This is a genomic window from Chromatiaceae bacterium (assembly GCA_016714645.1).
Classification (GTDB): Bacteria; Pseudomonadota; Gammaproteobacteria; order Chromatiales; family Chromatiaceae; genus M0108.
The window spans coordinates 179,577-205,480 of record JADKCI010000005.1 but is presented as its reverse complement, the minus strand read 5'-3'; the positions used below and the strand labels follow the sequence as shown (position 1 = coordinate 205,480).

The window sequence follows — 25,904 nt, the reverse complement described above, 5'->3', positions numbered from 1 at the left end:
TGGCTAGCGGACATGGAGATTATCCGGTAGGGGAAAGACGATGCGGTAGAGGTCGAATTGGGCGTAGGCCAGTACTGGCAAAGTCAGGGCCAGCAGGGGTGGCAGCAGGATACCGACCAGGAGCCCCAGGATGATGGTCAGGCCCCAAGCCAGGGCTGGCCCTGGGCTGTAAAACATGGCCCGCACGCTGGCATGGATCGCGGGGATGGGTTGGGCTCGGCCCTCGTAGAGCAGGGGCACGGCGAAGGCGGCGATGAGATGGACGCCGGCCGCGAGGCAGGCCCCCATGAGGCTGGACCAGCGGAGGAAAGTCCCGATTTTGGCCACAGACCCGGTGCCGCCCGCGTCCAGCGCGGTGCCAGCCCCAACCAGAAAGGCATAGAGGATGCCGGCGTCCGTGATCCAAACGAGCAGGAGAAAGCAGCAGGCACCGGCGAGGGCCCAGAAACCCGTGTCCATTTCCTGGTAACCGTGCCACGCCAGGCCTAGGCTCGGCCGTTGACCCGTCTCCCGCGACTTGCGCAGGGCGAACCAGGGTGGCAGCAGGAGGGGGCCAATCAGGAAGAAGCCGCCCGCCAGGATTAGCGCCAGGGCTGGGGCGCCGACGGCGAAGGGGATCAGCAAGAGGCTGGTGGTGATGAGGGCCAGGAGGAAGCCCAGCAGCAGGCTGGGTCCTGGCATGGCGCGCAAGTGGCGCCACCCGGAGCCGAGCGCAGGGGGTATATCGGCAAGATGAAAGGGGGCGGGGGAGAGGTTACTCAAGGGAAGGGTGTCGCTCTGGTTGGCATCCGGACGGGTATTTGATCGCTGGCGAAGGGCATGCGGGGGTGATGTTGGCTCCGCAGCTTAGAGGGCGCCCCCGGGGGTGCCTTGATCCACCTCAATTCAGCTTGCCGGAGCCCCTTGACATAAGTCAAGGGCAAGCGGTTGAACTAAACTTAATCTCCGTGCTGGCTGATACTCGGTCGGCCCACGATCATCAAACCCAAGCGGAGAGGCACTTCATGAATTCGAAATTGTTGACGACCATCGGGCGCCATCGCGCCGGGGTGTTTTTAGTCAGCACCATGGCGTTTGCCGTGGGTAACGCCCTAGCCGCGACCGAACCCGCGCACCCCGACGCCAAAAGCCCCGAGATGTCCTACCAGGGCGCCCCCGGGGCCATGGATCCCGCGGCCACGAAGGACTTGATGGACGGCGAAGGGCCCAAGATGACCAAGGCCGAGTTTGCGGAAGCGAAGGAGATCTTCTTCCAGCGCTGTGCCGGCTGCCACGGCGTGCTGCGCAAGGGTGCCACCGGCAAGCCCCTGACCACCGACATGACCCGGGCCCTGGGTACCGATTACCTCAAGGCGATGATCACCTACGGTTCACCCGCGGGCATGCCCAACTGGGGGACCTCAGGTGACTTCACCGAGGCCAAGATCGATCTGATGGCCCGCTACCTGCAGCATGAGCCACCCCAGCCCCCCGAATTCGGCTTGCAAGATATGAAGGGGACCTGGAAGGTGCTGATTGAGCCCGAGAAGCGGCCCACCAAGCAGATGAATAAGCTGAATCTGGATAACCTCTTCTCCGTCACCCTCCGCGACGCGGGCGAGATCGCCCTGATCGACGGCGACAGCAAGGAGATCGTCAGCATCATCAAGACCGGTTACGCGGTCCATATCTCCCGCTTGTCGGCCTCCGGGCGTTATCTCTTCGTCATAGGCCGCGATGCCAAGATCAACCTCATCGACCTCTGGATGGAGAAGCCCGAGACCGTCGCCGAGATCAAGGTTGGCATGGAGGCGCGTTCCGTGGAGACCTCCAAGTTCCCCGGCATGGAGGACAAGTACGCCGTCGCAGGCACCTATTGGCCGCCCCAGTTCGTCATCATGGACGGCGACACCTTGGAGCCCCTCAAGATCGTCTCCACCCGCGGCATGACGGTGGACACCCAGGAATATCATCCGGAGCCCCGGGTGGCGGCCATCGTCGCCTCTCACGAGCACCCCGAATTTATCGTCAACGTCAAGGAGACCGGCCATGTCCTGATGGTGGACTATTCGGATATCGACAATCTCAAGACCACGGATATCGAGGCCGCCCCCTTCCTGCATGATGGCGGCTGGGATGGCACCAAGCGCTACTTCATGACGGCGGCCAACAAGTCCAACAAGATCGCGGTGGTGGACTCCAAGGATCAGAAACTGGCGGCCATTGTGAATGTGGGTGATATCCCTCATCCGGGTCGTGGCGCCAATTTTGTCGATCCGCAATTTGGCCCGGTCTGGGCGACCAGCCACTTGGGGGATGCCTCCATTTCCGTGATTGGCACGGATCCCAAGGGCCATCCGGACCAGGCCTGGAAGGTGGTGCGCAAACTGCAAGGGCAGGGCGGTGGTTCCCTCTTCATCAAGACCCACCCCAAATCCAAAAATCTGTATGTCGATACGGCCCTCAACTCGGTTGAGAAGTTGAGCCAGAGCGCTGCCGTGTTCAATATCGACAAGCTGGATGCCCCCTTCACGGTCCTGCCCATCGCCGAATGGGCGGATCTGGGCGAGGGGGCCAAGCGCGTGGTGCAGCCCGAGTACAACAAGGCGGGCGACGAGGTGTGGTTCTCCGTCTGGAACGGCAAGGATAAGAAATCGGCCCTAGTGGTCGTGGACGACAAGACCCTGAAGCTCAAGAAGGTCATCAAGGACGATCGCCTGGTGACCCCGACCGGCAAGTTCAATGTTTACAACACCATTCATGATGTCTATTGAGCGCTGATCCGGCCTAAGCCGTCAGGCTTCCCTTCCCGGCCTGGCCGGGATCGGGGCCAGGCGCTATCCTCATGGGGCAGGGAAGCCCCACTCTTTCAAATCGCCGGACGGGCGATTTTTTGTCAGTGATTTGCCATGGCCATGCCAAGAATTCTCCTGCTGTTGCCGCTGGCGATAGCGCTTAGTCACCCCTCCGCCTGGGCCGAGTCCACCCCGCTGGCGCCGCTGGCGACCGGGTCCCCCCCAGTGGCGGAGGGCCAACCCCGGGAGGCCGAGGCCCTTTACACCCAAATCTGCGCCGAATGTCATGGCGCCGACCGCCTGGGCATTACGGGCCCGCCTCTGATCCCCGAGAATTTTGGTCGTCTCAAGCGCGAGGAGGCCGCCAACCTCATCCTCCAGGGCCGGCCGGCCACCCAGATGCCGGCCTTCGCGGAACGGCTCTCCGCGGCCGAGGCACAGTCCCTGGTGGACCTGGTCTTCACCCCCCCGGCGGAGACCCCGGAGTGGGGCCTGGAGCGCATCCGCGCCAGCCATCTGGCCCTGGTGGACCCCGCGACCCTTCCGGATCACCCCCTCCATAACGCCGACCCGCTGAATCTCTTCGTGGTGGTGGAGACGGGCGATCACCATGCCACCATCCTGGATGGCGACCGCCTGGAGCCCCTCCATCGCTTTGCCACCCGCCGCGCCCTGCATGGCGGGCCCAAATTCTCCAATGACGGGCGCTTCGTCTACTTCGCCTCCCGGGACGGCTGGATCAGCAAATTCGATCTGCACAGTTTCCAGACCGTGGCCGAGATCCGCGCCGGCATCAACACCCGCAACCTGGCGGTGTCCGGCGATGGCCGCTATGTCGCCGTGGCCAATTATCTGCCCCACAACCTGGTGATCCTGGACGCCCGGGACCTGCTGCCCATCAAGCTGATCCCGGTCCAGGACGAAACGGGCAAGACCAGTCGGGTGAGCGCCGTCTATGCCGCGCCTCCCCGGCAGAGCTTCGTCGCCGCCCTCAAGGATATCCCCGAGGTCTGGGAAATCATGGTCGCGGACGATCCCCTGCCGGTCTATAACGGCCCCATGCACGATTATCGGCTGGGGGAGGGGACCGCTCGGGAGCCAGGCCCCTTCCCGGTGCGCCGGACCAAGCTCGACGGCTTTCTGGATGATTTCTTCTTCAATCAAAGCTACCAGATCCTGATCGGCGCGGCCCGGGATGGCAACAAGGGGCAGGCCATCAATCTCGACGTTCGTCAGCGCATCGCCGAACTGGACCTGGATGGCATGCCGCACCTAAGTTCCGGCATCACCTGGGAGCGCGACGGCCGCACCCTGCTGGCCACCCCCCACCTGTCCAAGTCCGAGGTGACGGTCATCGATCTGGGCACCTGGGAGACGGTGGCGAAAATACCTACCCAGGGCCCCGGCTTCTTTGCCCGCAGCCACGAAAACAGCCCCTACGCCTGGGTGGACGTCTTTTCAGGACCCAACAAGGATGCCCTGCATGTGATCGACAAGCAGAGCCTGCAAGTCGTCGCGACCCTGCGTCCGGAGCCCGGCAAGACGGCGGCCCATGTGGAATTCGACCGCTATGGCAAGTACGCCCTGGTCAGTATCTGGGAGGACGATGGCGCCCTGGTGGTCTATGACGCCCAGACCTTCAAGGAGGTGAAGCGGCTATCCATGCGCAAGCCTTCCGGCAAGTACAACGTTTACAACAAGATCACGCGATCCGAGGGGACGAGTCACTGAAAACGGGGAGAAGCGTCCCGAAGGACTTCTTCAGGTGCCTCTCGGCTTCACGGCCTCCAGATACGCTCCACCGAGCCCGTAAACTTGCCATAGAAGGTGGGGCCAGAGGAGGGCGCTTGGGTGTCCTTGACGTCCGCCGGGGTGGCGCAGGCGCTAAGCCCGAGGGCGAAGACAAAGAGGAGGAGCAGGAGCAGGTGGTTCATCGGCAAGTACCTCGGGGCTAATGGCTATGAGGGCACCGACGCGGCGAGGGTCGAGCTGTTCAGGGCCGGGATGCCAACGATCCTGGGGGTGATGATGAAGGACCCTGGACCCGGGAGTCGGTGCGACTCCCGGTACAGGTTAGGGCTGAGGCCCAGGCGACCGATCAGGCCTCCTTGCCACCCACCGCCTTATAGGCCAGGGCCCCGATGACGGCGCCGATGATGGGGGCAACCCAGAACAGCCAGAGTTGGCTCAGGGCTTGATTATAGCCGCCCATCAGCAGGGCGAGCGCCGGCCCCGTGCTGCGGGCCGGGTTGACCGAGGTATTGGTCACCGGGATCGAGATGAGATGGATAAGCGTCAGGGCCAGGCCGATGGCCAGGCCGGCATGGGAGCCAATGCCACGTTTGTCGGTGCTGCCCATGATGACGAACAGGAAGATAGCAGTCATCACCACCTCCGTCACCAAGCCCGCCATCATGGAATACTTGCCGGGCGACAGGTCACCGTAGCCATTCACCGCCAGCGCACTGGCCGACAGCGTGAAACCCGCTTGGCCGCTGGCGATGAAGTAGAGGAGGAAGGCCGCCAGGATGGCGCCCAGGACCTGGGCGACAATGTAGGGCACCAGTTCGCTGGCCGGGAAACGCCCGCCGACCACCAGGCCGACCGAGATCGCCGGGTTAAGATGACAGCCGGAGATGTGACCAATGGCATAGGCCATGGTCACGACCGTCAGGCCGAAGGCGAGGGCGACCCCCAGCAGGCCGATACCGACGCCGGGAAAGGCCGCCGCCAGCACGGCGCTGCCGCAGCCACCGAGGACGAGCCAGAAGGTGCCGATGAATTCGGCGGCGAGTTTGTTACTGAGGTTCATGGATTGCTCCTAGCGATGGGTGAAAAAACCGAGGTTGATGAAAGGCCGGGTTCGATGTGCCGAAGCCCGGGGGGGAATTATAGGGCATGGATGCCAAAGGCCATTGTGGTCAAGAACCCCATGGGTTCAAGTCCTACCCGGCTAGCCGCGGGACGGTTCGGTTCCCGGCGGGGGACGGGTAGGCAGGAATGGCCCTGACCAGGGCTCAAAGTGGCGTCGCGGTCATGGGGCCTGGGTGATGCTCGCCTTTTCGAGCAGCAGCGGGTACTTGTAGCCGGAGCCGAAGTCCAGGTCCACCATCAGGGTGCCGGTGACGGTAACGGTATCACCTATCGCGGCGGTGTCGTCGCTGGTGATCGTCAGGTCGTTGGTGCTCACGGCAGGGTCGCCGGAGCCGTCCTGGAGGTGGAGGAAGTTCCGGTTCATGATGTTGTTGTTGACCTTCACCACCTTGCCTTGGAGCTTCACCGGCTTGCCGGCGAGTTCTGCTTTTTCCTGGTAGATGTCAGCGATGCTCTTCTGAACCACCTCATCGGCGAAGGCGGGGGCCAGGAGCGCAAGGGAGAAGAGAGCAGCGAGGGTGCGGGTGCGATTCATGGTGTCTTTAGTCCTGTCAGGGGATCTGATGGCTGGATCGGAGGCTCGGGGTGCCGGTCAAATCCGGCAAGACCCCAGCCCTGTCTTAAGTACTGGATTAGAGGTTTTTGGCGGAAAAGGTGTCGCAGGCGTTGACGTCGCCCTTCTCCAGGCCGCGGCGGAACCAGGCGACGCGCTGGGCGGAGCTGCCGTGGGTGAAGCTGTCCGGGGTGACATAGCCCCGCGTCTGCTTTTGCAGGCGGTCGTCGCCGATGGCGGAGGCGGCCTTGAGGGCCTCCTCGGCGTCGCCGGCCTCCAGGATGCCACGGGCCCGGTCGGCGCGGTTGGCCCAGACACCGGCGAAGCAATCGGCCTGGAGTTCCAGGCGCACCGAAAGTTGGTTCGCCTGGGCCTTGCCGCGGCCCTGCCTGGCCTCCTCGACCTGATCGGTGATGCCGAGCAGTTTTTGGACGTGGTGGCCGATCTCGTGGGCGATGACATAGGCCTGAGCGAAATCCCCCGGGGCGCCGAATTTGCTGCGCAGCTCGTCATAAAAGGATAGGTCGATATAGACCTTGTGGTCTCCGGGGCAGTAGAAGGGCCCCATGGCGGCCTCGGCGAAGCCGCAGGCGGAGCGGACACTGTCAGAGAAGAGGACCAGCTTGGGTTCCTGATAACGCTGTTTTCCCTGGCGGAAGATCTCCCCCCAGGTGTCCTCGGTATCCGCCAGGACGACGGAGACGAAGTCCTTGAGCTCATCGGGCGTGGCCCCGGCCCCCGGGGCTTGCAGGCCGCCGGCGTGAGGCGGTGGCCTCGGTTGATGCGCGCCCGGTTCGTGCCTCGGACCAGGCAACTGAAGCTGTCCGCCGCCGTTATCGAGTTGGGGGGTCCCACCGCCGAGGAAGGCGGTCAGGTCAACCCCGAAGTAGAGGCCGACCAGGAGCAGCAGGATGGTGCCCAGGCCACCGCCAAAGCCGGCGCCACGGCTTATGCGTACGGGCAGGCGCGGCCCACCAAACCCGTTCCCGGCGGATCCGGAGTCGTCCCGCAGGTCCTCCACATTATCGCTTCGCCTGCCAGTTCTCCAGCGCATCATTCCCCCCGTGATCCAGAGTCGTGGTCGTCAATTCAAAGTCCGGCGGATCATAGCATTCGTTTGTCCCGAACAATGCCTCGCCCACCGCCAGCGCCGTCGATGAAGAGGGTAGGGACCCGGTAACGCCAAAAACGCCATAGCCGGCCGGGCGCAGGTCCCTTTGCCGAGGCGAGACGCCGGACCCAGGTCGGGCTCAGTAGTGATACCGGGCCTGCGCAATCCACAGGGCGTCATCCTGGACCCTGTAAACCAGGCGATGCTCATCGGTGATTCGCCGGGACCAATATCCGGCCAGGGCGTGCTTCAGGGCCTCGGGTTTGCCGATCCCGGCGACCGGGTCGCGCTGGACCTCGCGAATCAGGTGGTTGATACGGGCCAGGATCTTGCGGTCCTGGCCCTGCCAGTAGAGGTAGTCCTCCCAAGCCCGCTCGGAGAAGACGATCTTCACTCGGCCAAGTCCCTCTCGGTACCCCCACCCCGCCCCAATTCCGCGACGGACTCCAGCAGGCGCCGGGCGTTGGCTGGGCTGCGCAGCAGGTAAGCGGTCTCGGTCAGCGCGCTGTAGTCCTCCAGCGATAGCATGACAACGGCTTGCTCCGAGTTGCGGGTAATGATGACCGGGTCATGGTCATCGCAGACCCGGTCCATGGTGCGGGCCAGGTTCGCCCGGGCGGCGGTGTAGGTGATGGCATCCATTGGCTTCCTCTTGGGGTGGAACTTGGACAGGAAATGGTACGCGCACCCTTCGCCGCGGCCCATCTCACCATCTGGTCGAACCCGGCATCAATAGGGCGAATCCACCACGATATACTCCACGCTGGAGCCCACATAGCGGGGCTGGTAATAGGTGCCCCCGCATTCCCGATAGGTGACTGATCCCACCGTGACGCTCCTGCAGGAGGGCGGCAGCGAATAGACGATGGAGCCCACCACGGCGGCGCCGACGGCCACGGCGGCACCGACGGCGACGCCCGTCGCCACGGGATGATAGCCGCCGCGGTAGACATCGACATCCACATCGTGATGGCTGTTGACATTCACGTTGCGGTTGGCATTGACGTTGACATTGCGGTTGGCATTGACGTTGACGTTGGTATTGCGGTTGACATTGGTGTTACGGTTAGCGGCGCGATTGGCGTTGACGTTCCGGTTACTGTTGACACTCCTATTCACCGATGTACGGGCGTGACCACCGCCGCCACCCCGTCCTCCACGATCCGCCCAGGCATCGGTGAGCAGCAGGCTGGAACCCGCGATGACCAGCGCCGAGGAGAGTGCCATCAGGGCTTTTGCGTTCAAGAATTTCATCTCCAATGCCTCCTATTGCGCTGGCGCCACGACATCGATCGCGACGATCGGGATCGGGTGGTCGTCCCGGCCGGGCACGAAAGTAAATGATTTATCGTCGAATTTGACACCCGTATCCCATGTCAGGTTGGCGCTGTATTGCGGCTCGCCCGGTTCATCGAGGGTGGTAATCACATAGCGCAAGGGTAACGGCGCCTCGCCCTGGGCGATCCAGATCTGCCAATCCAGCCCTTCCTGACGGAAGGCGTAGTGATCGGTCAATTGGCCATTGATCCGACTGGGGCCAACCCGTATCGCCTCCTTGATGTCACTCGTCATCGAGTCATCCTCACCCCAGTGGAATAGATCCACCAGAGGGAAGGCGATACCGTATTTGGTTTCGACCGTATTCAACACCTCCTTGAGGGTGGGTGCGGCCGGCACGGTGACAAAAAACTGGTCCTGAGGGGCATAGAGGGTGAAGTTCTTGCCGTCATAGAAGATACGACGCGATTTGCGATCCGTCTCGATTTCCGCCCGCAAGCCATTGGGCTTACGCACGTCCAGTTTGAGAGTGGAGGAAAATTGGATCTTCTGCCCGGAGTCCAACACCTCGTCCAGGGTGTCATTGGCCTGGACGCTAAAGGACGTCAGGCCGCGCAAATGCGCCCCCATGGCATCCAGCGCCTTTAGGGCCGCCGGGTCCACCGGGGTCTCGTCCATGGCCCAGGCGGAGCCGGCCCACATCAGGCCGGCGGCCACCAGGGACGTCATTGCTTTTGCCTTGATCAACATACCTTTGTTTCTCCTCATCAAAATGAATGACGCAAGGGTGACCTTTTATTGAGTCCCCGGCTTCCCAAGCTGCTCCAGAAGTGCCTTGATGGCCGGGTCCCCCGGGGCCTTGGCGCCGAACTCCGTGAGCCAGCGCTGGGCCTCCTGTAACCGCCCCAGCTTGGCATTATATTGGATCAGGGCGATCAGGAGGTCCCGATTGGCCGGATCTCCCGGCTGGGCGGCCTCCAGCACGGCCACGGCCTCGGGGGTGCGGTCGGCGGCATCCAGGGCCACCCCCCGCACATAGGCAAAGCGGCTGTTGTCCGGGGCTAGCCGCGCGGCCCGCGCCAGGTCCTCGATCGCCACCTCCAGCCGGTGGGTGCGCACCCGCGCCAGTCCCAGGGCATGGAGCAGGTCGGCATTGTCTGGATCGGCGGCCAGTCCGGCCTGGAGTTCGGCCTCGGCGTCCGCCTCGCGCCCCTGTTCCCGATAGAGGTCCGCCAGGTTGGCGCGGGCGGGCGTGAAGCGGGGATCGAGTTCCAGGGCGGTGCGATAGGACTGCTCCGCCACCCTGGGCTCGCCCGTGGCGATAGCGATGAGGCCCAGGTTGAGGTGGGCCTCGGGGCGGTCGGCATTCACACGCTCCGCGGTCGCGTACTCCGCCAGGGCGGCCCGCATCTGTTCCGCCAGCTTGCCACCGATCCCCTGGCGCATCACGGGCGCCAGCACTCGGGCCGCCTCCAGTCGTACCGTGCGCGCCGGATCGGACAGGAGGGGCCAGGCCAGATCGATCCGGGTCCGCAAATCCACGAGATCCAGATAGCGCACGGCCTGGGCCCGCACCAGAACCTCCGGGTCGGCGAGCAGGCGGCGCACCGTTAGTAGAGTCGGGGAGCCCGCGCCGTCCTGGGGCTGGTCATGGAGCCGGTCCAGGGCGCTCGCCCGCGCGATGGCGGGGTGGGTCGGGTCCCCCGCCAGGGCCAGCAGGCGCTGGGTCGCGTCCGGGGCCTTATGGTCCGCCGCTTGGAGGGTCTCGCCAAAGTGAGGCCCCCGATACTGGGGATCGGGATACCAGGTCTCCACACTGGCCGCCGCCCAAGCGGCATCCTTATCCGTGTGACAGCCATTGCAGGCGTTGGGGGTGCCAAGTTTGAGGGACAGATCCGGTCGCGGCACCCGCAAACTATGATCGGCCCGCTCGTCCACCACCATATAGAAGCGCTGGGGCATGTGACAGGCCACGCAGGCAGCACCTTCGGAGCCGGCCGGATGGTGATGATGTTCGGGTGAATCGTAGCGGGGGGCGAGATGGCAGCGGGCACAGACGGCATTGCCGTCCGCGTGGAGGCGCAGGCTGTGGGCATCATGACAATCGCCGCAGACGACCCCCTGATGATACATGCGGCTCTGGATGAAGGAGCCGAAGACAAAGACCTCGTCCTTGATCTGGCCGTCCGGGAAATAGAGGTCCGGCTCCAGCAGGGCCAGCCGAAAGCCCTGGTGCAGGGGCTCGCCGGGCTTCATCTCATCCCAGATGCGGCCGCGCCGGGAGTGGCAGCGGGCACAGGTCTCGGTCTGAATTTGGGAGTGGCGGGGTGGCTGGCGACTGGGTTTGCCGGTCTCGCCGGAAAGCCGCCAGAGGCCACCATCGCGATCCTTCAGGTCCACCAGCAGCCCCCGGGTCGGATCATCCGCCACGGCGGCATGGGCCGCCTCATCCGTGCCGGTCCCGCCCGCCTGGGCCGACCGCGCGGCGGCGGCCTTGGCCCAGGCCAGATGGCGGGCACCGGCGCCATGGCAGGCCTCGCAGGCGACGTTGATCTCCGCGTAGCGGGTGTCATAGCCCTTGCTCTTGGCGTCATAGCGCTTTTGCAGGTCCGTGGAATGGCAGTCCGCGCACTGGTAGTTCCAGGTCTGATCCGGCGCCGTCCAGTGCAGCGGATGGCGGTGGTCCAGGGCCTGGTCGGGATAGAGATGGAACCAGTCTTGTCCCCCCTGCTCCCGGGGGCGGGTATCCCAGGCCAGGCCCAGGCTCTGGAGCCGGCCGCCTGGGAAGGCGATCAGATATTGCTGAAGGGGCGACCAGCCGAAGGTGTAGCGGATGGGGTAGTCCTTGAGTTCTCCGTCCGGGCCGTCGGTGCTGACGAGGAATTCGCCATCCCGGTGGAAGAAGCGGGAGGTCACCCCCAGGGCGGTGATGTCGGCCTCCTCGAAGTTGCCGCGCACCGTCTCGGGCGTCGCCAGGGTCATGGCCCGGTCATGGTAAGAGCCCCGCCACAGGGCCAGTTCCTTCGGGTGGCACTCGCCACAGGCTGCCGCGCCGATGAATCCCCGCTCCGCCCGTAAAGGGTCCAAAAGCGGGTCTGGTCCGGGAACCGACGGGGCCTCCTGGCCAGGCTGGGCCATGAGGAGGCATGGAAGGAGCACTAAGGTAAGGAGGCAGGCACGAAAAGCCATGGCATCAGGTACAGGTCAGGAGCGTTAAGGGGGTCCAGGATATCAGCCAGGGTTGGGTCTCGCCATGGCCGCCATTGGCAGATTGACGCAATCAGGCCTGCCGGAATCACGTTACCCTGCCCCTACTCACTGCCCGCTATACAACCGATTGATGAGATTCACCAGCACATAGCGCCCGGCAGCGTTGACCGCCAGTTCCTCGCGGGCCTGGACCAGTTGCAGCAGCAGGACCAGGATGGCGCTGTCCACCAGGGCGACCAGGGTGGTGTAAAAGCTCACCCCCAAGGCGCGGGCGATCTCGCCCAGGGGCTGAACGGCGGCGCTGGGGTCGATCATGGCCAGGGCCAGGGCGATGCCGACCACGGTACCGATAAAGCCCACGGTGGGGATGACCCAGGTCAGATAGCTTAGCAGGGTGTAGCGCAGATCCACCCGGTGCATCAGGAGTTCCAGGCTGGAATTGAGCACACTCACAGTCTGATCCACCGAGCGGCTGGCGAGAAACTGCAGGATGCACAGATCGATGAGACCTGGCAGAAAGCCCCGCTCCCCGTCATAGAGCCCCGCCACCCGGGCCCGCAGGGGCGGCAGATCGTGCGATTGCAGGACCACGGCGTAGGCCTCCGGCAACAGGCCCTGGCTCAGCCAGGCCTCCTCCCGAGCCGTGGTGCGCCACCGGCGGTAGATCTCGCCCAGCCCGATGAAGAGCAGCAGATGGGTCAGATTCTGGATGGTAAAGGGATAGACGAAGGGATAAGCCGGCGGTGGCGTGGCCTGATAATCGAGGATGACCAGCGCCGCCGGACTCCCGGCTGGCAAGGCCCAGGTCAGCAGGGCGATGCCCAGCGCCGCCACCAGGACCGCCAGGACCAGGACGGGCCCGGCCTGGGGCTGCCGCCAGAGGCTCACGACCAGGGAGCTGCTCATTGGCCGCACTCCGGGCAAGGGGCCTCGGCGGTCTTGATGCCGCCGCAGGGGCAGCGAATCAGCCGCCGCCCCTGGACCCTGGCCGCCTCCTCGGGAGTGGGGCCGGGAATCCCGGCCTTGAGGCGCAGGGCCTCCAGGAGTTCCCGCATCCCCAAGGTCACGCCGCCGAAGCGCACCCGGTCGAGGGGTGAGACCAGGCTTTGGCTGAGCCGCCGGGGCGCGCCGCCGTTCCCCAGCAGAAAGGTGCCGTTGGTGCTCTGGCAATCCGTGAGCAGCCACTTGCCGTCCTCCAGGAACTCCAGTTCGGCGTGATGCCCGCTCACCGAATCATCCGCCAGCGGGATGTCGCAGCTTCGCTCCCGGCCGATGCTGTATTTATGTCGCACTGCCTTCATGGTCACTCCTTGGGCCCCACCGACTTGTCGATATTGGGAGGCGGGAAACTCACTTGCCCTGGGGCCGGGTCTGGGGCCGGGTCCGGGGTCATCGCGGGTTCAGCCATCGCCGGCTTCGGCTGATCAGGGGCCGGCGGGGCACTGGCTTCGTGGGCCGGGGGTGCCGGCGTCCACCCCTGCCACCAGCCAACACCCAACCCTATAACCAGAGTCAGCAACAGGAGCGCCAAGGCCCATGGCCCTGGCCACCGCCACCACCTCCGGCGGATCTCCTCGCGGACGGGTGGCATGGGGCTAACTCGGGTGGGGGCATCCCAACCCTCGCAGGCCAGAATGGCCACCGTCGCATTGTCCTGATAGGGCCGCTCGCGCGCCCGTAACCGCCCGATCAGCCCCTCCGCGGCGGTCTGGGGATCGGCGTCCAAGCCCTCCTTCAGCTCGTCCCGGCTCAGGACGCCATCGACGCCATCACTGCACAGCAGCAGCCGATCCCCAGCCTCCAGGGCCAGGGGCCGCAAATTACGGTCGATCTCGGGGATCTCCGCCAGGCCGAGAAAGCTGATCAAGGCATTCCGCTGGGGGTGGTCCTCGATCCAGCCCGGGGTCGGGCCCTCCGCCGCAGTCTCCCGCCAGAGTTGCAGGGCCAGGTTGTGCTCTTCATTGCAAGGCGTCAGAGAGCCATCGGCGGCGCGGTAGAGATAGAGGCGGCTATCGCCAGCGCTGATCCAGAAGAGGTGCCCCTGGTGGATCGCCGCCGCCGCCAGGGTGGTGCCGACCTCCCCCTCGCCAGCGGTCGCCCGGGCCAGGTTATGGACGACCTGGTTGGCCGCCGTCATCGCCCCCAGGAGCCGCTCGGTCACGGCCAGGTCCAACGGCTGCCCAGCCCAGGCCTCTAGAAAGCCGGACACCGCCCCCTGGCTGGCCGCCCGGCCCTCGCTCAGACCACCCATGCCATCCGCCACCACCGCCAGGACCCCGTCCGGACCGGCCTGGCCACGGGCGTCAAAGCCAGCAAAGCCGAAGGCGTCCTCCTGTTCCTGGCGGGCGCCGATCCATTGGGCATTGCCGGGACGCAGCCGCCAGCCGGGGCCGGCCAGGGTCTCCGGGGCTTGCGGGCTCGTCATCGGCCGTCCCCGATCCCGCCCAGGCGCAGTTCGGTCTGGCCGATGCGCAGTAGGTCCCCCTCATGCAGCGGGGTCGGGGCCAGGAGCCGTACCCCATTCAGCCAGGTGCCATTGGTGGAGCCCAGATCCTCCAACAGCAGCCGGCGGTCCTGGATAAAGAGGCGGGCATGGCGCGCTGAAACCTCCTCATCTCCCACCAGCGCCAGGGCGCAGGCGCCGTTGCGCCCGATGACGCCGTCCGGGGCCAGCACCAGGCGGGCCACCTCGCCGCGCCGGCGGCCCTTCATGTGGACCAGGGTCAGGGTGGGCCCTGCCGGGGCGGCTGGCCGCCGGGTGGTGGTCACGGGCCCCGGGGGCGGGGGTGGCGGGAAGTCGATCGACGTTGCGGGTAGGGGCTGGGCCTCGGGCACCAGGACCGGCGGGGTTGACTCCGCCCCCCGGCCTTGCCGCCGCAGGCCGAGGAGGAGGAGCACCAGGCCCAGGGTTAGACCTACGGCACCCAGCAGCCAGGGCCACCAGGCGATGAGACCCGCGAGTGACGCCCCAAGGGCCGGTTCGGTTGCTGGCGGGGAAGCGGGTGGATCTGGGGGCGTCTCGGCGGGACTGGCCGTGGTTGCAGGGGTCTCCTCAGTCGGCGGTTCGCGTCCATCCGCCGGATCGCCTTCCGGACGAACATTCGTGGCCGGTGGCGGGTCACTGTCTCCCGGCGTAGCGGGCGAGGGCGTCGCCGCAACCGGGGGATAAAGCCGCACATCCACCCCATCGCTCAGGGTGCGTCCTTCCTGGGTCAAGGCGATTTGCAGGCGATAGCGATTACCATCCGCCACGCAGGTCGGGCACCGGACTTCCAGCCGCTCCACGGCGCGAATGCGCTCGCGCATCGCGGCGAAGGCCGGCCCCGGATCACCGGCGCTGGCGTCGATGAAGAGTCCGCCGGAACGGCGGGCCAGGCGACCCAGGGCGGCCAGCCCCGCCTCCCGCGCTGCCCGCTCCCGTATCCGGCTGAAGCCCATGGCATAGATGGGCACCGCCCCCTCCGCCATCTGCATCTCGACCTCCTCCGCCGTCATGCCGCCGGGGGCGTCATCGCGGCCATCGCTCAGGATCACCAGGGCGCGGCGCGAGGGCAGGTCGGCACCCTGTTGCCGCCCCAGGGTCAGGCCCTGGGCCAGGGCCTGATGCAGGGCGGTGCGGTCGTCGGTGGGCTTGAGGCCATCGAGGGCGGCCGTCAGGGCCGCCCGGTCCGCCGTCGGCGCTACCAGGGTATGGACCTGATTGCCAAAGGTCAGGATGGCCGCCCGATCCGAGTCCCCCAGGGCGGCGATCCAGTCCCGCAGCGCCTGGCGGATGCGCTCGAACTGGGCCGCGTCCAGGGAGCGCGACAGATCCACCAGCAAGATATACAGCACCCCCTCGCCCGTCGCGGCGAAGGGCGTGGCCGCAGCCACCTCCGCGACCTGGGTGCCCAGGGTCGCGCGAGCCTGGCCCAGGGCCTCCGCCGCCACCGGCGCGCCGGCCTCGTCGCGCACCGCCACATAGGCCGTGACCTCGGTCCCCCGCGCCAGCGCCTGGGTAATCCGGAGGCTCGCCGGCACCCCGGCCAGGGCGCCACCGGTGCCCAGACCGACCAGCAGCGCCAGCGGCAGCACCCGGGCCAGACGGCCGCGGTCGGCACGGGCGCCGGGCGGCCACCCCAAGCGGCGCGGTGTCAGCGGAACCACGGCATGAGGGGCCATCACGCCTGCTCCTCCACCGGCCAGGTGAAGCGCTCGCCGCAGAAGGGGATGAAGAGCAGCACCGTCTCCCCCAGTTCAATGCGGTCGTAGGGCGCCACGGCCACCGGGGTCAGCACCTCCTCGTCATTCAGATAGACCAGGCCCCGGCTGTCCCCCGGGGCCAGGCGGAAATTGTGTTTCTTGGGGTTGTAGCTGATGACGGCATGATTGTCGCGGCTGATGGTGGCATCGCCGGTGATGGCCACGTCCATGTTGGGCGCCCGGCCAATGAAGTTGCGCTCGCTGTGCAGGCGATAGTCGCGCCCGCGCTCCGGCCCCTGGACGCACACCAGCCAGCCCACCACCGGATCGACTCCGCCCATACGCTTGGCCCAGATATGACGCGTCGCCCCCGGATCGGGCCCCAGCCCCGGCGCGGGTGGCGCCCCCGCCGCGCGGGTGTGACCGGCGTCGCCCGTGGGCCGCCCAGGGGTTTCAGCGCCGAGAGGTCGGGTGGCGCGCAGATCCAGGCCCACGCCGCAAAAGGGGCAGTTCGAGTGCTCCTCGTTGTTATAGAAATGACCGTTCCCGCAAGACACCATGCTCATCGTACTGATCTTCCCTTGTATTTTAGTTAGTTAAGTTGGTACCGATAACCTTACCAGGGTGTGACCCGTACCCCGCCGGTCTCATCAACCCGAAACGTAGCCATACTCTCCCGCTGGCCTTCTCGCGAGAGCTGTACCTCTTGGAATTCATCAAAGCCATCCGGATGGTAGACTCTGCCCCAGACCTTCACAGGCTTATGGGTATCAACCATGGCCGACAGCTTTACATCTACCCCCAAATCACCCGACCGATACTGTACATTCAACCATATAGAACTTTTGCCGCCATTCCTGCGTGGCTCCACATTCCCGTGGGCTGGTGGCCAGTCGTACCATGCGGTTTCATTGTTCTCCCGCTTCATGACGATCAGATCAACCACATCGCTGGAAAACCATTCGACATAGAGTATCAGGTTGGGCGTGATGCCAGATTTGACTTGCTTTGCCAGGTCCTCGGCGATACGGCGCAGACGCTCTACCTCGGCCCGGGCCTCGCGGGCTTGGGTTTCCGCCGCCGCAAGGGCTGCCTGGGTCTGGCTGAGTTCGGATTTCGCCGCCTCCAAGTCTGCCTGGGTTTGGCTGAGCTGGGCTTCCAGCGACTCCACCTTGGCCTGGGCTTGGGCGGCAAGGGCTTGCGCCGCCTCGGCCGCACTTTCCGCGGCCGCCCGCTTCGCCTCGGCCTCCGCGACTGCTTGCCGCAACTCGGCAATGATCTCCTCCTGATTCACCGTTTCCTTCCCGTAATAGGGCAGCAGTATGACCATGAGAATGAGGAAGGCCGCCATGGCCCCGGCGATGACATCCAGCATCGACAGGCTGAGGGTGCTGATCTCGCGGTTGTGGCGCCTCATGACGACAGCGCCGCCTCGGCCAGGATCGCCAGGGCCGTGTAGTTGTCCTGGCCGGGCTTGGCCTGCCGGCGCAGACCGAGTGCCATGCGTTCCAGCCAGCCATGGGCATCGGTGGCCTTGGCCAGGGCCACCTCCATCTCGCCCTCGGTGACCGCCTCCCAGAAGCCGTCGCTGCAAAGCAGAAAGGCATCGCCGGGCTGGAGTTCGAGGGGCGTCGCCGCCAGGTCCGGGCGCGGCGGATTGCCGTCTCCCAAGGCCCTCAGGAGACGATTGCGATCCGGATGGGTGCGCACCCCCGCCGGGGTCAATTCTCCCGCTCTTACCAGGGCCTGGGGGACGCTGTGATCCTCGGTCTGGAAGCGGACGCGCCCGTCCCGCAGCAGATACAGGCGGCTATCGCCCACATGGGCCCAGAGTGCCCGCGCCCCGTCGGTGGCGAGCATGACCAGGGTCGTGCGCATCCCACTCAGGCCAGGGTCCTCGGCCTGGTGACTATGAATGGCGGTTGCCGCCGCCGCGAGCCCCTGGATCAGGGCCGTGGCCGTCATGGGTGCCGTCGGGCTCCAGGACCCAAGCAAGGCCTCTACCGCCAGCCGCGCGGCTACCTCGCCGCCACCGTGGCCGCCCAGGCCATCGGCGACCACCCAACAGCCGTCACGAAAGCCGCAGGCATCCTCATTATTGGCCCGCGCGCCCCTATAGCTCAGGCTGGCCGTGTCGAAGCACAAAGCCGTCATGGGTAATTTACCTTGAAGCTAATGGTGGACGCGGCAAGACGATGCGCTTACCCGCGGGAATTTGATAGGGAGCTGAATTGGAAAATCCAAAATTAGAAAATCCAAAGGAGCATGACCGGGATACGAGGTAAAGGGCTTTGGTTTTCACTGGCGCTCAACCTCCAATCTCTTTGAGCGCATCCCGTGCATTAGCCTGACCTTGGCTGGCAGCCTTACGGAACCAATACCTAGCCTGAGCGAGATCCCTTTCGACACCGACACCCTGCTCATAGATTTTGCCAAGATTGTATTGCGCATCAGCGAAGCCTTGCTCCGCCGATTTTAGAAACCAGCGCCTGCCCTCAGCATCGTTCTGCGCGATACCCTGACCCTTGACATAGGATAAGCCCAAATTACTTTGCGCCTCGGCAAGGCCCTGTTCCGCGGATTTGCGATACCAGCGAACGGCCTCGCCGTGGTCTTGAGCAACGCCAAGACCGCTTTCGTACATATAACCAAAATAATTTTGAGCCTCGGCGTCGCCGGCCTGGGCCAATGGGCGCCAAAGCGAGAAGGATCTTACATAATCACGCCGGTCGAAGGCTGCCTTGGCATCGGCTGCCGTGAAGTCGGGTTGGGATGATGTGGGGTTCGGTCTTGGAGTATTGACCGTGGGCTGGGCTGGTGGGGCTGGTATCCCCGTCCCGAGATGGTTCTTTTGGTATTCGTTGCAGACCTTTGGACTCGTGGAATAGAAATAGGAAATAACCTTTCCAGTCTCGTCATTACGTTTTGCAAGCAGGGTCCTGCTACCGTCACCATTGGTCGTGATTTTATCGTCGTAGAGAGCCGGATATTTGGTCTTGATTTTACGAAGTTGCTCTTCCAAACTAGAAACAATGAACTTGTAGCACAGAGGGGCTTCGGAAGGAATGTTTGCCGTGGGCGCGAGTTCGGCGGCAAAGTAAATAGGAGTTGGCGTGGCTGGTTCGGTAGAGATATTTTCCTTATATTGGCCGTAGCAGGTTATGGTGGTACCGATTTTTTCATAATACTCGTTCGCTTGATCCATCGTGGAGTATGGATATTGAAGCCTGTTATCGGCACCTCTGATTTGGCGTATGGAGTAATTAATCTCGCTAGGTTTCGCATCAAATATGACCTCGATAAAAAGAGGAGGGGCTGTACCTGGGCCTCTGCTGAAAGGGTCTCTAACACCATCACGTTCAATTTCCCAGCCGGAAACAAATTTAACCCTTTTCCCATAGACACGTATTTCCGATGTGGGCGCCAGGACAGGGATGCCATCACCTTTGAATTCAGTCAGTTTGAATGTCCCATTCGCAAGCATCGCCCGGATTGCCTTTCCCGGCTCCGGATTGTTGAGGCAGGCGAGTTGATCTTCGAGGGCCTTAGCTGTAGCGAGAGCCTTCGGATTGGAAGTTATAGCTGATTTCATGCGATCTTCTAATTCTTTAAGGGCGGCTTGGGCTGCCGCATGCCCTTGCTCTGCGGCTTTACGGAACCAGTGTACTGCCTCGACCTCATCCTTTACGACGCCCCGACCACCGGCGTACATACCACCAAGGAAGGTTTGCCCATCAGCAAGCCCTTGTTCAGCCGCCTTGCGGTACCAGCGCGCCGCCTCGGCCTCATTCTTGGCAACGCCCTGGCCATTGGCGTACATCACGCCAAGATTGGCTTGCCCACGGGCATCCCCTTGTTCAGCCGCTTTGCTGAACCAGCGCACCGCTTCGGTCGCATCCTTGGTGACGCCCTGGCCATTGGCGTACATCACGCCAAGATTGGCTTGCCCACGGGCATCCCCTTGTTCAGCCGCTTTGCGGTACCAACGCACCGCCTCGGCCTCATTCTTGGAAACGCCCTGGCCATTGGCGTACATCACGCCAAGATTGGTCTGCCCATCGGCATCCCCTTGTTCAGCCGCTTTGCGGTACCAGCGCACCGCCTCGGCCTCATTCTTGGCAACACCTTGGCCATATTCGTACATCACTCCGAGATTGTGTTGTCCGAGGACATCCCCTTGTTCAGCTGCCTTGCGATACCAGCGCACCGCCTCGACCTCATCCTTGGCAACGCCTCGGCCATTCGCATACATCACGCCAAGTTTAGCTTGCCCAAAGCCATCCCCTTGTTCAGCTGCCTTGCGGTACCAACGCACTGCCTCCACCGCATCCTGAGTGACGCCTTGGCCTTTTTCGTACATCCAGGCAAGCGACAATTGCCCAGCGACATGTCCTTGTTCAGCCGCTTTGCGGTACCAATGCACTGCCTCGTCCGGATCCTGGCCAACTCCTTGGCCCTTGTCGTACATCCCTCCAAGATTGAATTCCGCAGGGGCATAGCCTTGTTCCGCCGCCTTGCGATACCAACCCATGGCCTTCGTGAGGTCCTTGACAACACCTTGCCCTGTCTCATACATCTCACCAAGGTTGTTCTGGGCTTGAGGTAGGCCTTGATCGGCGGCCTTGCGGAACCAACGTGCCGCCTCGCCTTCATCCTTTGCAACGCCTTTTCCATCCAGGTACATGACACCAAGATTGTTTTCCGCCTTGGTATGCCCCTGCTCGGCGGACTTGCGGTACCAATTCACACCCTGGACTTCATCCTTTTCGAGACCTCGTCCCTCTGCGTACATCTTACCGATATAAAACTGTGCCACGGGATCGCCCGCGGCGGCCAGGGGAAGCAGGATGGCGCGAGCCCGGTCATATTTGCCTTGGTCGAATGCCATTTCGCCGTCCGCCACCGTGCCCAGGCTTGGCGGGGCAGGTGGTGCAGTAGTAATAGGCGCTGTGGATGGCGGGGCCGGCGTGGCCGTGGGTGGCGTGGCTGGTGGGGTTCCATCCCCAGCTAGCCATGGCGTTGAACGGATTGTTGTCTGCCAAAGGATCACGCCCAGGATGGCAAGGAGGAATAGGCCGCCACCCATCGCCAGGATTAGAGCTGGCCTGCCCCGTTTGAGGGGCTCCGGGGTTGCAACCGCATCCAAGGACCCGGTTGGAGCGCGCCGCTCACTTGCCGGATGCGACCCGGATAGGTCACAGGCGCGCCATGCCTGCTGCATCTCCGCCATGCCTTGGAAGCGTTGCCCGGCCTTGACGGCCAAGCCCTTGAGCAAGATTGCCTCCTGTTCGGGCTTGATGGGGATGCCCAACCGCGAGGGCGGCACCAGATCGTCGTTATCCAGCCGGTCCAGGGATTCGGTGGGAATCTGGCCGGTAATGGCACGGTAGAAGGTAGCCGCAAACCCATAAACATCGGTCCAGGGGCCCTGTTTGCCCTTGGCGCGATATTGCTCCTCCGGAGCATAGCCGGGTTTGAGAATGACGGAGAGGGATTTGCTGTGCTGGCCAGCGGCGAAGCGGGCGGCGCCAAAGTCCAGGAGCTTGATGCGCCCGTCTTGGGTCAGATAGATGTTATCTGGCGCCAGGTCACGATGGAGCAGGCCCTCCTTATGAACCGCTCGCAGGGCATCGGCCACCGGCATGAGCAGTTTCAGGGCGTCTGCGACGCTGATCCGGCCATCCCTTTGCTGGTCCAGGTACTGCCGCAAGGTGATCCCCGCCACATAGTCCATGACACAGTAGCCGGTACCATGGGCGCGGAAGAAGTTTTTGACGGTGACGATGCCCGGATGCTGGTCGAAGTGGGCCAGGGTGCGGGCTTCTTCCAGGAAGCGATCGAGACCGTAGGCGAACTGCTCGCCCGCTTGGCCGGAATAGACGGCCAGGCTGACCCCATCGGGTCCCCGGCTCACGCAATCGCGGGGTAGATATTCCTTAATCGCCAACCGCAACTGGAGGTTGTCATCCCAGGCGAGATAAGTGATGCCGAACCCGCCATGACCCAGCACTCGGCCGATGCGGTACCGGCTATCGAGCACCCGACCCAGGGCCAGGGCGGGCGGTGGGTTGTCTTGTCCCAATCGCCAGCCGCAATGAGGACAGAGTGTGGCTGATGACAGTTCGAAGCAATGGGGACAGCGAGTGGAGTCCAGCATGATCATGATATGTCCCTTTCTGCTTCCGCTGTATTGCAATTTTCGCAGGCTTGGAGTTTTTTCCGATTAGCGTTTTAGCGCTATCGGGAAATCCGGAATGGTCTGGGGCAGGGTGGTGGTGGGGGTCTGCTTGTTTCCGGTAAGCGCCTTAACGCGCTCGCTGAGATACAGATCAAGTTGATGGATGGTGATGCGGCCGTCCTTCGTATAGTTGGCGGCTCCGTCGAATCCCTCCACCAGGGCCTTGGTGAAGGCCCCATTGCCCCATTCGGGATTTTCCAGTGAATACTCTTTGCCCGTGGAACTGGCAAAGACCACCACCCCATTCTCGGCAGCGTTTAGATCGTTGATGACGCCCCTAATGTTAGCCACCTCCACCCGTGGCGGCGAAACTACCGGCTGTAGGGATTGGAGTATTTTTGAAGCCTTATCCGCTTCCCGCCTTGACCCTTCAGCAGCAATACGGAGACAGGTATCCGCAAAAACCAGAACCTTGCTCGGTAGGGCAGAGACGGTCTTTTTCACATCAAAAGTGGAGACGGCGGTGCGGCGCAGGCGCTCGGGGTCGGAATTTCGGGTCAGGTAATAGTAGTTGCCATCAGGGTCGTTCGCGCCGTGGCCAGACACGAAGATGACGGCGATGTCCTTGCTGGTGACTATGAGACGCAACCAATCGAGGCCAACAAGGAATTCCTCGCTGGTGGGATTCTCAAGGATACGGGTGACCACTTCCTGGTAAAGCCCGCCCGACTGACGTTGTAGTGCTGCGCCAAAATCCCTTGCATCCTTGGCGGGAAAAGTGAGATCAAGACGATCATCATCAAAGTCCGATACTCCGACTAACAAAGCATAGAGCCTGGGCTTTCTAACTGGCTCACCCATTGGGCTTGCCGTGGGTGTCGATGCGGGAGGCGGAGATGATGAAGGGAGTACAGCCACTGACGCATCAGGCTCGGTATGCGAAGTCGAGATAGCTGGCTGGGCTTTATCCGGAAGAAATTGCCAGATAGCCATGCCAATCAACACCAGAATGACCAGTAGGCTCCCCATCGCAAATTTGAGCCCCCACCTTACCCTGGTTACTGGCAGAGTGGGCTGATTACCCTGGGCATTCTCTGGCGGCCTGACTGCTTGATCAGGCATGGGGGCGAATTTCGGCGACACGCAAGGGGTTTGCCAGGCCTGTTGTAACTCGGCGATATCTTGGTAACGCTGATCGGCCTTGATAGCCAATGCCTTGAGCAGGATCGCCTCCTGTTCGGGCTTGATGAGTATGCCCAACCGCGAGGGCGGCACCAGATCGTCGTTATCCAACCGGTCCAGGGATTCGGCGGGAACCTGGCCGGTAATGGCACGGTAGAAGGTCGCGGCCAGACCGTAGACGTCCGTCCAGGGGCCCTGTTTGCCCTTGGCGCGATATTGCTCTTCCGGGGCATAGCCGGGTTTAAGAATGACGGAGAGGGATTGGCTGTGCTGGCCAGCGGCGAAGCGGGCGGCACCAAAGTCCAGGAGCCGGATGCGTCCGTCTTGGGTGATATAGATGTTATCCGGGGCGATGTCGCGATGAATGAGGCCTGCTTGGTGAACCGCCCGCAAGGCATCCATGACCGGCGTCAGAAGTTTCAAGGCGGAATCGACACTCATCCGCCCGCCCGGTTGCTGCTCCAGGTACTGGCGCAAGGTAATCCCTTCCACATAGTCCATGACACAGTAGCCGGTGCCATGGGCGCGGAAGAAGTTCTTGACGGTGACAATGCCGGGATGTTGGTCGAAGCGCGCCAGGGCTCGGGCCTCCGCGAGGAAGCCGTCGAGGCCGTAGGCGAACTGCTCACCCGCTTGTCCCGAATAGACCGATAGGCTGACGCCATCCGGTGCCCGCGTAACGCTATCACGGGGAAGGTATTCCTTGATGGCAAGACGGAGTTGGAGGTTGTCGTCCCAGGCGAGGTAGGTGATGCCGAAGCCACCCTGACCCAGGACTCTGCCTATGCGGTAACGCCCATCCAGAACCCGGCCCAAGGCCAGGGCGGGCGGGAGGTTGTCCTGTCCAAGTTGCCAACCGCACTCCTGACAGGGGGTGGCATGGGTGGCACCGAGGCAGTAGGGGCAGCGGGAAATGGCGGGTGACATGGATTGACCCTCGTGGTTGCTAATGCTGTTGTCGCCAGCCCTTACCGAAGTTCTTGCCGGTGCCTTCGATCCCGCCCCGACCATCATTGCGCCAGCCCTTGCCAAAGTTGCTGCCCGTGCCCGTCAAGCCGCCTTGGGGGTCGGCGCGCCATCCGCCGCCGAAATCATCGCCGCCGCCGACATAACCGCCCCTGCGGTCGGAACTGAAACGCCTCCCGAAGTTGTCACCCATGCCGATGTAACCACTCTGGCCGTCACTGCGCCAACTTCGACCAAAATTTTTTCCGGTCCCGATATAGCCGCCCTGGCCATCGGCCTGCCAGCCACTGCCAAAGTTATCTCCCGTACCCGTGAGATGCTGGGACCAGGCATTGGCCATCGACAGCAAAAGGGGCAGTAGGGCAAAGACTTGGATCATGGGGGACATGGTGTTTGATGCTCTCAGTTTAGGTGGCACGGTGCCTGCTGAGGCCTCTCATCCTGGGTTAAAACTCACTTCCGATGATTGTCCCGGTTACCACTAGGCCGGACGCAGCCAGTTTTCCAGGCGCAAATCCGCAACACGAGAAACTCATTGCTGTTGTCGGTGACCAAGGTGACATCAAGCGCCAAGGCGTGGGCGGCGATCATCAAATCGTAAGGTCCGATCAACTGGCCCCGCCTCTCCAGTTCGGCGCGCAGGGGGCCATAGATCCGGGTGGCGGAAAGGTCAAAGTTGAAGACGGGAAAGCCGCGCAGGAGGGAGGCGAAGACCTGGCGGTTGTGCGCTTGACGGGCACTCTTGGCGATGCCGTATTCAATCTCGGCCAGCACGATCGATGATAGGACGAGATCGCTGGCCAGACACTGGCCCAGTCGATCCATGACCGGCTGGGCCTGCTTGCTCAGGGCGATGACGATGTTGGTGTCGAGCAGGTAGCGCATCGGGCTTAGTCGAGGGTGACTTCCCGAGCGTCAAAGGGCAATTCCGGAATCGGTTCCAGGTCGAAACCGCCGAGTGCCCAGACCGGAGCCAGTGCCGCCGCCGCCGTTCTGGGCTGCTGGGGTTCTGGCACCAATCGCGCGATGGCCTTCCCCCGGCGGGCAATGATGATTTCCTCGCCCGTCTCGACCCGTTCGAGCAGTGCGGAGAGGTGGGCCTTGGCTTGAGCGACTTGGACTTGTTCCATTGGTTGTTTACCTTGAGCTGACCCTGTTGGTCAGATGATAGCCTGCCGCATGACCAAGCGTAATCCTTCTTGTCTGTGGGCGACCGGTCTCGTGCGCCCAAAGTGCCTGCCTATTACTTAGCATGAACGAAGCGGGGCGAGGGGGTAGTTCTGTCGCCGATTCTGGCCCTTACCTCTTTCCACCCGCGAGGGCCCGGCGCGAACCGGGCCGCTTGGCTCGCCATGCTTTCCTCAAGGGTCATTTTCAACTCCGTCAGGTCGCGTGCCTTGGGGCGATTAAGAACGGAAAACCTCGTCAAGGGTGCGCGCATCCAACACCCGGTCCACCCAGAGATCGATCTCCTCAACGGTGGCACCGGAGATGCGCGCGGTCACCTCGTTTGGCAAGGGTCCAAACCGGCGAGTGAGTTGGCGTTGAAGCACGAGGGTTTCTCCCTCACGTTTATAGTCTTGAGTCCCCTCCGAA

General features: G+C 63.5%; 24 protein-coding genes and 1 pseudogene. 2 read left to right on the top strand and 23 right to left on the bottom strand.

Annotated elements, in window-relative coordinates:
• Positions 1 to 3 precede the first annotated feature (3 nt).
• On the bottom strand, positions 4 to 762 hold the full coding sequence (locus tag IPN92_17530; protein MBK8639985.1) for a DUF2189 domain-containing protein: 759 nt from the start codon (positions 760 to 762) through the stop codon (positions 4 to 6).
• A 305-nt stretch (positions 763 to 1,067) separates the two neighbouring features.
• Between IPN92_17530 and IPN92_17525 the strand changes: the two genes are divergently transcribed.
• Together IPN92_17525 and IPN92_17520 are read left to right on the top strand one after the other, a co-directional pair.
• Positions 1,068 to 2,753: a c-type cytochrome gene (locus tag IPN92_17525; protein ID MBK8639984.1), complete on the top strand. Its 1,686-nt coding sequence runs from the start codon at positions 1,068 to 1,070 to the stop codon at positions 2,751 to 2,753.
• Between the two features lie 141 nt (positions 2,754 to 2,894).
• A complete protein-coding gene (locus IPN92_17520; GenBank protein MBK8639983.1) occupies positions 2,895 to 4,505 on the top strand; it encodes a c-type cytochrome in 1,611 nt (536 codons plus the stop codon).
• A gap of 47 nt (positions 4,506 to 4,552) precedes the next feature.
• Here IPN92_17520 and IPN92_17515 read toward each other — a convergent pair whose 3' ends face one another.
• The 22 genes and pseudogenes from IPN92_17515 to IPN92_17410 form a co-directional block, all read right to left on the bottom strand.
• Positions 4,553 to 4,708, bottom strand: a complete 156-nt coding sequence (locus tag IPN92_17515) for a hypothetical protein (GenBank protein MBK8639982.1) — start codon at positions 4,706 to 4,708, stop codon at positions 4,553 to 4,555.
• A gap of 164 nt (positions 4,709 to 4,872) precedes the next feature.
• Positions 4,873 to 5,586: an aquaporin Z gene (gene aqpZ, locus IPN92_17510; protein MBK8639981.1), complete on the bottom strand. Its 714-nt coding sequence runs from the start codon at positions 5,584 to 5,586 to the stop codon at positions 4,873 to 4,875.
• Between the two features lie 222 nt (positions 5,587 to 5,808).
• Positions 5,809 to 6,183 (bottom strand): hypothetical protein, encoded by a 375-nt coding sequence (locus IPN92_17505; GenBank protein MBK8639980.1) that lies wholly within the window; start codon positions 6,181 to 6,183, stop codon positions 5,809 to 5,811.
• A gap of 97 nt (positions 6,184 to 6,280) precedes the next feature.
• Positions 6,281 to 7,255 (bottom strand): neutral zinc metallopeptidase, encoded by a 975-nt coding sequence (locus tag IPN92_17500; GenBank protein ID MBK8639979.1) that lies wholly within the window; start codon positions 7,253 to 7,255, stop codon positions 6,281 to 6,283.
• A 196-nt stretch (positions 7,256 to 7,451) separates the two neighbouring features.
• Positions 7,452 to 7,706, bottom strand: a complete 255-nt coding sequence (locus IPN92_17495; GenBank protein MBK8639978.1) for a Txe/YoeB family addiction module toxin — start codon at positions 7,704 to 7,706, stop codon at positions 7,452 to 7,454.
• Positions 7,703 to 7,954 carry a type II toxin-antitoxin system prevent-host-death family antitoxin gene (locus IPN92_17490; protein ID MBK8639977.1) on the bottom strand — a complete coding sequence of 84 codons (252 nt, stop codon included), beginning with the start codon at positions 7,952 to 7,954 and terminating at the stop codon, positions 7,703 to 7,705. The genes IPN92_17495 and IPN92_17490 overlap by 4 nt, the downstream gene beginning before the upstream one ends.
• Positions 7,955 to 8,041: 87 nt before the next feature.
• Positions 8,042 to 8,566, bottom strand: coding sequence for a hypothetical protein (locus tag IPN92_17485; GenBank protein MBK8639976.1), 525 nt, complete (start codon positions 8,564 to 8,566; stop codon positions 8,042 to 8,044).
• A 12-nt stretch (positions 8,567 to 8,578) separates the two neighbouring features.
• Positions 8,579 to 9,340: a DUF2092 domain-containing protein gene (locus IPN92_17480; GenBank protein MBK8639975.1), complete on the bottom strand. Its 762-nt coding sequence runs from the start codon at positions 9,338 to 9,340 to the stop codon at positions 8,579 to 8,581.
• Positions 9,341 to 9,385: 45 nt separating this feature from the next.
• Complete coding sequence (locus tag IPN92_17475; protein MBK8639974.1) at positions 9,386 to 11,779, bottom strand: tetratricopeptide repeat protein; 2,394 nt, start codon at positions 11,777 to 11,779, stop codon at positions 9,386 to 9,388.
• A 126-nt stretch (positions 11,780 to 11,905) separates the two neighbouring features.
• Positions 11,906 to 12,706 carry a MotA/TolQ/ExbB proton channel family protein gene (locus tag IPN92_17470; protein ID MBK8639973.1) on the bottom strand — a complete coding sequence of 267 codons (801 nt, stop codon included), beginning with the start codon at positions 12,704 to 12,706 and terminating at the stop codon, positions 11,906 to 11,908.
• Positions 12,703 to 13,101 carry an FHA domain-containing protein gene (locus IPN92_17465; protein MBK8639972.1) on the bottom strand — a complete coding sequence of 133 codons (399 nt, stop codon included), beginning with the start codon at positions 13,099 to 13,101 and terminating at the stop codon, positions 12,703 to 12,705. The genes IPN92_17470 and IPN92_17465 overlap by 4 nt, the downstream gene beginning before the upstream one ends.
• Positions 13,102 to 13,103: 2 nt before the next feature.
• Positions 13,104 to 14,225: a serine/threonine-protein phosphatase gene (locus tag IPN92_17460; protein ID MBK8639971.1), complete on the bottom strand. Its 1,122-nt coding sequence runs from the start codon at positions 14,223 to 14,225 to the stop codon at positions 13,104 to 13,106.
• On the bottom strand, positions 14,222 to 15,961 hold the full coding sequence (locus IPN92_17455; GenBank protein MBK8639970.1) for an FHA domain-containing protein: 1,740 nt from the start codon (positions 15,959 to 15,961) through the stop codon (positions 14,222 to 14,224). The genes IPN92_17460 and IPN92_17455 overlap by 4 nt, the downstream gene beginning before the upstream one ends.
• The gene (locus tag IPN92_17450) at positions 15,961 to 16,548 is read right to left on the bottom strand and encodes an FHA domain-containing protein (GenBank protein MBK8639969.1); all 588 of its coding nucleotides are present in this window, start codon (positions 16,546 to 16,548) and stop codon (positions 15,961 to 15,963) included. Before IPN92_17450 ends, IPN92_17455 begins: the two co-directional genes overlap by 1 nt.
• Positions 16,549 to 16,598: 50 nt before the next feature.
• The gene (locus IPN92_17445) at positions 16,599 to 17,357 is read right to left on the bottom strand and encodes a hypothetical protein (GenBank protein MBK8639968.1); all 759 of its coding nucleotides are present in this window, start codon (positions 17,355 to 17,357) and stop codon (positions 16,599 to 16,601) included.
• A 38-nt stretch (positions 17,358 to 17,395) separates the two neighbouring features.
• A complete protein-coding gene (locus IPN92_17440; protein ID MBK8639967.1) occupies positions 17,396 to 18,136 on the bottom strand; it encodes a serine/threonine-protein phosphatase in 741 nt (246 codons plus the stop codon).
• Between the two features lie 154 nt (positions 18,137 to 18,290).
• Positions 18,291 to 21,992 carry an SEL1-like repeat protein gene (locus IPN92_17435; protein MBK8639966.1) on the bottom strand — a complete coding sequence of 1,234 codons (3,702 nt, stop codon included), beginning with the start codon at positions 21,990 to 21,992 and terminating at the stop codon, positions 18,291 to 18,293.
• A gap of 213 nt (positions 21,993 to 22,205) precedes the next feature.
• Positions 22,206 to 24,269 (bottom strand): protein kinase, encoded by a 2,064-nt coding sequence (locus tag IPN92_17430; protein ID MBK8639965.1) that lies wholly within the window; start codon positions 24,267 to 24,269, stop codon positions 22,206 to 22,208.
• A gap of 19 nt (positions 24,270 to 24,288) precedes the next feature.
• Complete coding sequence (locus IPN92_17425; protein MBK8639964.1) at positions 24,289 to 24,696, bottom strand: hypothetical protein; 408 nt, start codon at positions 24,694 to 24,696, stop codon at positions 24,289 to 24,291.
• 93 nt (positions 24,697 to 24,789) lie between these two features.
• Positions 24,790 to 25,193: pseudogene (locus IPN92_17420) on the bottom strand (type II toxin-antitoxin system VapC family toxin).
• A 5-nt stretch (positions 25,194 to 25,198) separates the two neighbouring features.
• The gene (locus tag IPN92_17415; GenBank protein ID MBK8639963.1) at positions 25,199 to 25,438 is read right to left on the bottom strand and encodes a type II toxin-antitoxin system Phd/YefM family antitoxin; all 240 of its coding nucleotides are present in this window, start codon (positions 25,436 to 25,438) and stop codon (positions 25,199 to 25,201) included.
• Between the two features lie 276 nt (positions 25,439 to 25,714).
• A complete protein-coding gene (locus IPN92_17410) occupies positions 25,715 to 25,861 on the bottom strand; it encodes a DUF4351 domain-containing protein (GenBank protein ID MBK8639962.1) in 147 nt (48 codons plus the stop codon).
• Positions 25,862 to 25,904: the final 43 nt, after the last annotated feature.